Origin of the sequence: Synechococcus sp. B60.1 (genome assembly GCF_047462555.1) — a bacterium.
GTDB lineage: Bacteria > Cyanobacteriota > Cyanobacteriia > Thermostichales > Thermostichaceae > Thermostichus.
In genome coordinates, this window is record NZ_JANSJN010000127.1 from 1 (window position 1) to 7,004 (window position 7,004).

At 58.8% G+C, this 7,004-nt stretch carries 8 protein-coding genes; 2 read left to right on the plus strand and 6 right to left on the minus strand.

Annotated elements, in window-relative coordinates; translation table 11 throughout:
• Window positions 1-154 precede the first annotated feature (154 nt).
• On the plus strand, window positions 155-1,357 hold the full coding sequence (locus tag NW863_RS11860) for a carbohydrate ABC transporter permease (RefSeq protein WP_414366573.1): 1,203 nt from the start codon (window positions 155-157) through the stop codon (window positions 1,355-1,357).
• A gap of 72 nt (window positions 1,358-1,429) precedes the next feature.
• Here NW863_RS11860 and NW863_RS11865 read toward each other — a convergent pair whose 3' ends face one another.
• A complete protein-coding gene (locus NW863_RS11865; RefSeq protein ID WP_414366575.1) occupies window positions 1,430-1,864 on the minus strand; it encodes a photosystem II biosynthesis protein in 435 nt (144 codons plus the stop codon).
• Window positions 1,865-1,899: 35 nt separating this feature from the next.
• Entirely contained in the window at window positions 1,900-2,175 is a 276-nt protein-coding gene (rpsO, locus tag NW863_RS11870) for a 30S ribosomal protein S15 (protein ID WP_414366576.1), read from the minus strand.
• Window positions 2,176-2,264: 89 nt separating this feature from the next.
• On the opposite strand from rpsO, the gene NW863_RS11875 reads away from it, so the two are divergent.
• Window positions 2,265-2,945 (plus strand): HEAT repeat domain-containing protein, encoded by a 681-nt coding sequence (locus NW863_RS11875; protein ID WP_414366579.1) that lies wholly within the window; start codon window positions 2,265-2,267, stop codon window positions 2,943-2,945.
• A 51-nt stretch (window positions 2,946-2,996) separates the two neighbouring features.
• On the opposite strand, the gene apcD is transcribed toward NW863_RS11875, so the two are convergent.
• The 4 genes from apcD to NW863_RS11895 form a co-directional block, all read right to left on the minus strand.
• The gene (gene apcD / locus NW863_RS11880; protein WP_414366582.1) at window positions 2,997-3,482 is read right to left on the minus strand and encodes an allophycocyanin subunit alpha-B; all 486 of its coding nucleotides are present in this window, start codon (window positions 3,480-3,482) and stop codon (window positions 2,997-2,999) included.
• A gap of 182 nt (window positions 3,483-3,664) precedes the next feature.
• Window positions 3,665-4,876, minus strand: a complete 1,212-nt coding sequence (locus NW863_RS11885; RefSeq protein ID WP_414366584.1) for a type IV pilus twitching motility protein PilT — start codon at window positions 4,874-4,876, stop codon at window positions 3,665-3,667.
• Window positions 4,877-5,267: 391 nt separating this feature from the next.
• On the minus strand, window positions 5,268-5,957 hold the full coding sequence (folE, locus tag NW863_RS11890; RefSeq protein ID WP_414335003.1) for a GTP cyclohydrolase I FolE: 690 nt from the start codon (window positions 5,955-5,957) through the stop codon (window positions 5,268-5,270).
• Window positions 5,958-6,066: 109 nt separating this feature from the next.
• A complete protein-coding gene (locus tag NW863_RS11895) occupies window positions 6,067-6,792 on the minus strand; it encodes an SDR family oxidoreductase (RefSeq protein WP_414366585.1) in 726 nt (241 codons plus the stop codon).
• Window positions 6,793-7,004: the final 212 nt, after the last annotated feature.

The following is a 7,004-nucleotide window of genomic DNA, read 5'->3' on the forward strand; positions in this document are numbered from 1 at the left end:
GAAGCGATATATCCAGAATCAGTCAGGAGGCGCTATCCCTCCCCACCCGGGTGGGGAATCCCGCGCCTTACGTTGACGGCGAAATCCGAAGATGGGGAGTGGGCAGCCGCCTGCCCCTTTCTTGGCTTTTGCAAGGTTAGAGGGGAAAGAGAACATGGGGGAATGGATGCAAGTGCTGGTGCCACTGCTGGCAGGGTTGTCAGGGGCCCTCTGGGTGGGATCCCGTTTTCGGCACATCGAGCGGCCTGTGCTGCTGGGGGCGGCTCTGGGGGGTCTGGCAGGAGGGTTGGGATCCCTGATCTTCATGGTGCCGCTGGATTTTTGCACCTTTGCGCCGGAGCGCAAGGCCATCGACCTCGCTTTTGGCGTGGGGCTGGTGCTGGCGGGCATGGCCATCCCCCTCTGGCCGCTGCTGGCGTGGGTCGGCAAGGAGCGGAAGCGCCGCCTGGGGATCCCCAGTGCAGCCCCCCAAGAGAGGGGTATCTTCAAGCAGGGGTGGCTGGCCTGGCTGCTCTTGTTGCCCACCTTCACCATTTTGGTGGTGTTTCTCTACTATCCAGGGCTGGATACCCTGCGCCTTTCCACTCTGCTCACCTTTGTGGGTGCACCGCGCAGCCGCTTTGTCTGTGTGGATAACTTTACCGCTCTGCTGACAGATTCCACCTATCTGCGCAGCCTGGGGATTACCTTTGCCATTTCGGCGGCTATCGTGGTGCTAGGGCTGAGCGGATCCCTGTTGATCGCCACGTTGCTCTACCAGCCCATTCGCGGAGCGGCGATCTATCGCATCTTACTGATCTGGCCCTATGCCATTTCGCCAGCAGTGGCCGGCATCATCTTTTTCATCATCTTCAACCCCTTGGGCGGTGTAGCCAACTACTTACTAGGGCTGGTAGGGATCCCACGTTTGAACTGGCTGAGCGATCCCAATTTAGCCCCTTGGGTGGTGATCTTTGCCAGCGTTTGGAAGCAGATGGGCTACAACATTTTGTTTTATTTGGCTGGGCTGCAAAACCTGCCTAAAGATTTGCAGGAGGCGGCTGCCATCGATGGGGCAGGGGCCCTTCGCCGCTTTTTTGCCATCACCCTACCGCTGCTTTCCCCCATCACCTTCTTTTTGGTGATCACCAACATGACCTACGCCTTTTTTGATATTTTTGGCACCATTGATCTGCTGACTGCCGGCGGCCCTTCCGGATCCACCTCGGTGCTGATCTACGAGATCTACAAAATCGGTGTATCGTCGGGCAATTTGGGCAGAGCAGCCGCCCAATCAATTGTGCTCTTCTTAATTGTGGTGGGCCTGACGATCCTGCAATTCCGCACCACCGAGCGTCATGTAACGTATGGAGGATGAGAGTTGAGAGCCCCGCTCCCAGAGGAGAGGGGCTAGGGACGAGGGCTGGCCTTTTTTGAGAGAGAGCAAAATCTAGGACTCGTCGGCGTCCGAAGGCTCAGAAGGGGCAGACAACTCGCGCCACTGCTTGAAAACATTGCCTAGGTTGCGGCGGAACTCGCCAATTCCCAGCAGGGATCCCGGCTCTGGATCCCAAGAAGCCGAGAACACGCCGTAGCTAATACCCAAAAAGCCAAGGCCGAAAAAGGCCAGCGACTCCACCAGGGTAAAGTAAGGTGGCAGAGCCACCACATGGTTGGTTAAGAGATAGTAATTGACAAAAAAGCTGCTCAAGCCAAGGCCAGAAGGGATCCCGGAAAAGACCAAGATCCGCCGCACCATGCGCCGGCTCACCTCCGGAGGGATAACAGCAACCGGCTCTCTTTGGGTCGGCTGCTTCTCCACCTGAGCAGGGGTAGGGCTGGAGCGGCGGCGGGAGGCTTTGGAATAGCGGCTGGACTTGCCCACGAAGGTAGCTCTCCAACAGCGATTTAGCTAGCTGCCTACTTTCTCACGCGGATGTTCAACCGTTCGGCCAGCTCCCGGAAGCGGTCGGGAGAACGTTTGGCAATGTAGTTGAGCAGACGCTTGCGCCGACCGATCATCATCATCAGGCCGCGGCGGGAGTTAAAATCTTTCGGGTTTTTCTGAAGGTGCTGCGAGAGTTGGTTGATACGGCTGGTTAGAAGAGCAACTTGTACCTCCGCAGAACCGGTGTCGGTGTCGTGAAGTCGGTAGGTCTCGATAATCTCCTGCTTTTCTTGCTGCAGTAAGGCCATAAGTTCACAAAAACTGGATGCACTGCCTCAGAATGATAACATCGGCTTTTCGTCCTTTGCTATAGCCGGGTTAGGGGGAGAATAAGGAGATGACGACAACTTCTGGGGATCTGCCGGCCTTGCTGGAGCTGTTGAGCTCTCAGAACTTGGGGGATCGGCTGCGCGCCGTCAACAAAGCCAGAGAGCTCCCCCCGACCGCAGCCTTGACACTGTTGCAGCGAGCTGTAACCGACGAGAATGCCCGCGTCCGCTATGCCGCCATCAGCCAATTGGGCACCCTCTCCGGCGAAGGTGTCGATCCGGCTGCCCTTTTGCCGATTCTGCGACGGTTTTTGCGAGAGGATCCCGAGTTCGATGTGCGGGCTGCCGCCGCCGCCGCCCTGGGGGATCTGAAGCAGCCGCAGGCCCTAGACGATCTGCTAGAAGCCTACCAGCGAGAGACGGAGTGGCTGGTGCGCTTTAGCATTGTCGCCGCCCTGGGCGAGCTGGGTAACCCCGCCGCCTTCGATACCCTAGTGCAGGTTTTGCAGGAAGAAGACGAGCTGCTGACAACAGCCGCCGCCGCTGCCCTGGGAGATCTAGGGGATCCGCGAGCCATCTCCCATCTGGAGCCCCTCATCGATTCGGACGACTGGCAGTTGCGCTACCGCGTCTGCATTGCCCTAGCCCAGCTTGGCACCGAGGCAGCTCGCCCTGGCTTGACCCGCTTGGCTCAGGATCCCCAAGAGCAGGTGGCCGCCCACGCCCGCGCCGCCCTAGCATCTCTGTAGGCAGCCCGCCTCTCGACACTCAGACAGGCTTTGCTCCCCAGCAGATACGAGCTAGCTCATGGCGTTGATGATGTAATCAAAGTAGGGAGCGGCCTCGGCGGCGGAGTCGGGATCCAGCAGGCTGAGGGCTGCTTCCTTCAAGAACCCGATCGCATCGATCATACCGGCAATGGGCACGTTGAGGGCATTGTACATCTCCCGCACCCCTATCAGGCCGATGGACTCGATCGGCTCCTTGCTGCCAGCAATGATGCCATAGGTCACCAGACGTAGATACCAGTCGTAGTCCCGCAGGCACTGGTTGTAGCGCTTTTCGCCGTAGGCATTGCCGCCGGGTTGTATATATTCGGGTCGCTTGGCAAATAGCCGCTTTTGGGCCTCGTCGATGATGCGCTTTTTATTTTCTGTTAGCACCTGAGCGATTTGCAGACGCCTCTCGCCGCTGCTCATGTAATCTTTGATAGCTTCCAGTTCGCTGACTGAGAGGTAACGCAGTTGGTCATCCGCAGTCTCGATGATCTGGTTGATCACGCTCACGGTAGGGATTCTCCTGTTTTGTAACGCTCTTTCAATTCACTTAATCAAGCCAGCCCAGCAACCCATCCCCCTAGCCAAAGGCTGGCCCAGAAGATGAGAAGACAACTTAGCAAGCTAACTGCTCCCAGTTTAGGATAGGACAGACCTTCCCTCAAGCACCTGGCCCAGCCGGCAGACCGGCTCTAAATCCGGCCCCGCAGCCATTGGGCCATCTCGTTGCGCCGTGGAGCCGCCTCCAGACACACCTCCTCAGTAATCCGTCCCTCCTGGTAGAGCCGAAACAAAGACTGATTCATGGTACACATGCCCTCGTAGGAGCCGTCGGCAATCAGCTCCTCAATCTCGTCCACGGCGCCCCGCTTGATGTAGTCGCGGATAGCATCGGTGTTGCGCATGATCTCGTGGGCCGCCGTCCGCTTACCATCGGTGGTGCGCACCAGCGTCTGGGCAATAATTGCTACTAGAGTCTCCGCTAGTTGCAGACGCATCGGCTCCTGCTCCTCCGGCCGGTAGATCCCCAAGAGACGCTCGATGGTGCGGACGGCACTGTTGGTGTGCAGGGTTCCGAAGACCAAGTGGCCAGTCTGACCAGCCTTCAGAGCCGTATCCACCGTTTCCCGATCCCGCATCTCCCCAATCAGGATGATGTCTGGATCTTCGCGCAGCGAGGCCTTTAGGGCGTTGGCAAACTCCAGAGTGTGGATCCCAACCTCCCGCTGCCGCACCATCGATTTCTTGCTTTGGTGGACGAACTCGATGGGATCCTCAATGGAGATGATGTGCTTGGCGAAGTTGGAGTTGATGTAGTCCACCATCGCCGCCAGAGTCGTGGACTTACCGGAGCCGGTGGGGCCAGTTACCAGAACCAGGCCCTTGTGCTCTTCGGCAATGCGCTTCAACACCTCCGGCGCTCGCAACTGCTCCAAGGTCAAGATCTTGAGCGGGATCAGACGCATCACCATCGCCGGCCCCAGCAGGGAAACAAAGCAGTTGACCCGGCAGCGCACCAGGCCTTCGTACTGGATAGCGGTATCCAGCTCCAGGCACTCCTCAAATTGCCGGATTTGGTTTTCCGGCAGGCTTTCCCGCAGCCAGCCATAGAACATCTCAGTAGTGGTGACCGGGTAGTTACTCAAGACCATTTGCCCCCGATCCCGGAAACGGGGCACCTCTCCCACCCCTAGGTGAATATCCGAGTAGCCCTTGTCGTAGGCTTCCTGCACCAGTTGGCGCAGCGTCGGGCCAGCGGGGGCAGACTTAGGAGCAGCGGCGGCCACCGGGATCCGTCCAGCAGCCGTTGGTCGAGCCGGCGGCCCAAAAGGCGGAGCAGCCGGACTGGGGCTGGGGGGAGACACCTGAGGCCGGGCGGCAGGAGCTGGAGCGGGCGGTGGCATCTGCGAGGCAGTTGCAGGGCCAGGCATGGGCACTGGCGTCTGAGGCGGAGCGGCAGCCACGCCCGGTGGAACGGGTCGACCCAAGATGGGTTTGGGAGCACTGGTGGCAGGACGCGATCTAAGCCCTTGAGGGGGAGAGGCAGCCAGTACCGGATCCAACTGGGTTGGGGGCTCCACCGGCGGCGTCTGCGCAGCCTCCCGCGCGGGGCGCTGGATATCAGGCGGGGTCGGCGGCTTCCAACCGGAGTCTAAGTCAGTGGGAAATTGGTTCTCAGGGCTGACCTCGCTCATAACAGGCCTCGCTTCTGGCAGGATCTGCGTCGATTTTAAGCTAGTATGCCCAGCTTGAGCAGAGGGTTAGCTTTCTTGCCGGCAAAGCGCTGCGGGATCCTTAAAAGTTGGACGGGTGGCGAATGAGGCTCAAGAACTCCTCCCGCGTGCGGGGATCCTCCTGAAATACTCCTACCATGGAGCTGGTGACCGTCCACGAGCCGGGCTTTTGCACCCCCCGCATCACCATGCACATGTGGGTAGCCTCAATAACCACTCCCACCCCATAGGGATCCAGCATGGTCATCAAGGCTTCCGCGATCTGGCGGGTAAGACGCTCCTGAACCTGCAGGCGGCGGGAGTACATCTCGACAATGCGGGCAATCTTGCTCAGGCCAACCACTTTTTGGCGGGGGATGTAAGCCACATGGGCCTTGCCGATAAAGGGCAACAGATGGTGCTCACAGAGGCTAAATAGGGTTACGTCCCGCAGCAGCACCATCTCGTCGTGGCCCTCGTCGAAGATGGCGCCGTTGATGAGATCTTCCAGGGACTGCTGATAGCCGCTGGTCAAAAACTTCAGCGCGGCCACCACTCGCTCCGGGGTTTTCTTGAGACCCTCCCGCTGGGGATCTTCCCCAATTCCCCGCAGCAACGTCTCCACTGCGGCCACCATCGCCGGATCCAGGCTTTCTGAGCCCCTGGGCTCTTGCTCTGCCGAGTGGGACAGATCGCGAATAACCCGAGACTTGAGGTTGGCTTTGTCGTTGAGTCGCAATTCGGCACCGGATCCAGGCTTGGCAAGAGTCATAGCAGGATATTCCTTTGGTTGAACGAAGGGTTGAAGGAACTTGTCGAGGGAGACAGGGCCGGGAAACCCTCAAAACTGGGCTAGCAAGGCCACTCCAGGAAGAGCCAGCCTAAAAGGCCCCCGCCGCCGGCATGAGGGTGAGATCTTCCACCACAGCACCCTTGGGGAGGTGAACGATGTGCGCAACCAAGTCCGCCACCCACTCCGGCGAGAGCATTTGGGAACGGTCGAAATCGACCTGAACTGTGTCCCAAAGGGGGGTATCCACAGCTCCGGGACACAGGCTGGTCACCCGAATGCCATGCTGCCGTTCCTCTGCGGCCAGGGCTTGAGAAAAGCCCAGCAGGCCAAACTTGCTGGCGCAGTAGGCCCCCCAATTGGGAAAGGCTCGCTTGCCCGCAATGGAGATAATGTTGACAATCGTGCCGCAGCGCTGCTGGCGCATCCCGGGCAGAACGGCTTGGGCACAGAGAAAAGCTGCCGTCAGGTTCAAGTCGATCACTCGCTGCCAATCGGACAAAGATAAGGTGGCCAAAGGCCCAACCTGGGCTATGCCGGCGTTATTGACCAAGACATCACAAACACCAAATCGATCCAAAAGAGCTTGCAACCGCTGCGGTAGAGCGGGCAAGTCGGCCAAGTCGATGGGAAAAACCTCCGCCTTTCCTCCTTTTGCCTGGATCTCCGCCTGCACTGCCAGCAAATCGGGGTGGGAACGGGCAACCAAAGCAACCGCTATCCCTTCCTCGGCCAGTCTCAGAGCTACCGCTTTGCCGATCCCTCGACTGGCCCCCGTGATCAGGGCACGTTCAGGGAACTTTCTCTCAAAACTCATCCAGAACAGAGACCCTGGAAGGCGCTATCGAGAGCAAGCGCCGCCAAAGTCTGGGAAACTTCGTTAACTAAGTGTAACACTGATTTCTGCCACCCAAAACAAATGGTCGAAGCTGGGATCCCGACCCCTCTCTACCCCGAGCCGACCGGCCTCAACACAACTTGGGGTATGGTAGTCTACTAAAAGTAGTGAAAATCTTTTGCAACAATCGC